Raw genomic sequence first — 1,888 nt, 5'->3', positions numbered from 1 at the left:
ATTATTTTCTGAATTTTAATATTAATTTGCAAATGCTTGTTTCAGAGTCTTAGATTTATGGTTGGAAAATTTAGCAACAAAAATGAATTAAAGAATGATTAACACAAATAAAAACAATTTACCTTTAGTTTCAATTATATCTGTCAACTACAACCAATCGGAAGTAAGCTGTGAAATGATAGAATCATTACGAAAAGCAAGCTACCCTAATCTTGATATAATTATTGTTGAAAATGGCTCTCCAAATGACAATCCTGAAATCATAAAAGAAAAATATCCTGAAATTAATTTGATAATTAGCAAAGAGAATCTTGGATTTGCAGGAGGAAACAATCTTGGTGTAAAAGAAGCAAAAGGCAAATATGTTCTTTTCCTAAATAATGATACAGAAGTAGAATCAGGATTTCTTGAACCTCTTGTTGAGCAATTTGAATCAAATCCAGAAATAGGAATGATGTCCCCAAAATTGATTTATTACCATAGCGAAAATCAAAAACTAATTCAATATGCAGGAGCAAATTCTATAAATCCTTTTACAGGCAGAGGAAGTAAAATTGGCTTTAAAGCTATTGATGAAGGTCAATTTAATGATATACGTGAAACAAAATTCGGTCATGGTGCTGCACTAATGCTACCTATGAAAGTAATAAAAAAGGTTGGCTTAATGCCTGACATCTATTTTTTATACTACGAAGAACATGATTGGTGCGAAATGGTAAAAAGAAACAATTACAAAATATATTATGTCGGAAAATCAAAAGTGCTTCACAAAGAATCAATCTCAGTAGGAAAAAATTCTATTTTAAAATCCTACTACATGACAAGAAGCAGACTCATTTTTATGAAAAGAAATCACACTTTTATCCAATTGATTTCTGCTTTACTCTTTTTTACTTTTATTTCTTTACCAAAAAATATAATTCAATTATTTTTAAAAGGAGAATTCAAATTATTAAAAGCTTTTTTGCAAGCATATTTCTGGCACTTCAAAAATCATAATGTCAAAAAAAATCCTAAATTAATTGAAGGTAAAAATGGAGACTATAAAATAATTGATGAGAGTAATCAAAGAATAAAACAATTTTAAAAAATGGGAATTACAGCTAAAATAAAATCAAAAATTGCAACTAAGCAAAAAGAATCCGAACAATCAAGTGGAAAAAAACTTAGTTTCTTTGCTCTCATTATTGTTCTAATAAAAGGATTTATTAATATTATCCTTGCAAAATGGTATTTACGAAAATGCACAAAGGTTGGTAGCTTGGTGTCAGTAACAAAAAAGCCAATAATAAAAGCTCAAGGAAAAATTTTTCTTGCTGATGAAGTAAGAATAAGATCATTTCCTGTAAAAGCAAAACTCTTAGTTGATAAAGGCTCGGAATTGCATGTTGGTAAAAATTCAAGAATAAACGGAGCACATATTTCCGTAAGTTCAAAAATTGTTATTGGGGAAAACGTAAGAATTGCACCTTATGTAATACTAATTGATAATGACTACCACAAAGTTGACGACCACTTTTCGGAGGAAGGAACAAGAGGCGAAATTATTATTGAAGATGATGTGTGGATTGCAATGAGTGCAAAAATAATGAAAGGTGTAAGAATTGGAAAAGGCTCGGTAGTAGCAATGGGTGCATTGGTTACAAAAGATGTCCCGGCATACAGTGTTGTTGCAGGAGTACCTGCTAAAGTTTTAAAAACAATTAAACCCAAAAGTTAATCAAATGGAAAGCTTTAAGATTATAATTAACATACTTCAATTATTGCTATTTATTTATTTGGGAATTGCTACACTTTACATTTTTATCTTTGCAGTAGCAGGTGTTTTTCGTTACAAAACAAAAGTTGTAAAAAACGAAGCTAAAAATAAATTTGCAGTTCTGATTCC

General features: G+C 29.5%; 2 protein-coding genes. Both read left to right on the top strand.

Features of this window, described 5'->3' with window-relative positions; translation table 11 throughout:
- Window positions 1-94: 94 nt before the first annotated feature.
- Window positions 95-1,087, top strand: a complete 993-nt coding sequence (locus U9R42_12630; protein MEA3496863.1) for a glycosyltransferase family 2 protein — start codon at window positions 95-97, stop codon at window positions 1,085-1,087.
- 3 nt (window positions 1,088-1,090) lie between these two features.
- Window positions 1,091-1,720 (top strand): acyltransferase, encoded by a 630-nt coding sequence (locus tag U9R42_12625; GenBank protein ID MEA3496862.1) that lies wholly within the window; start codon window positions 1,091-1,093, stop codon window positions 1,718-1,720.
- The last annotated feature ends 168 nt before the right edge of the window (window positions 1,721-1,888 follow it).

The organism is Bacteroidota bacterium, from assembly GCA_034723125.1.
Lineage (GTDB): Bacteria > Bacteroidota > Bacteroidia > CAILMK01 > JAAYUY01 > JAYEOP01.
Note: the sequence above shows the minus strand (reverse complement) of the source record. Positions and strands in the feature narration are given on the sequence as shown.

Coding starts and splice junctions, on each gene's coding strand:
- U9R42_12630 (MEA3496863.1), top strand. CDS start 95: ATGATTAACACAAATAAAAACAATTTACCTTTAGTTTCAATTATATCT.
- U9R42_12625 (MEA3496862.1), top strand. CDS start 1,091: ATGGGAATTACAGCTAAAATAAAATCAAAAATTGCAACTAAGCAAAAA.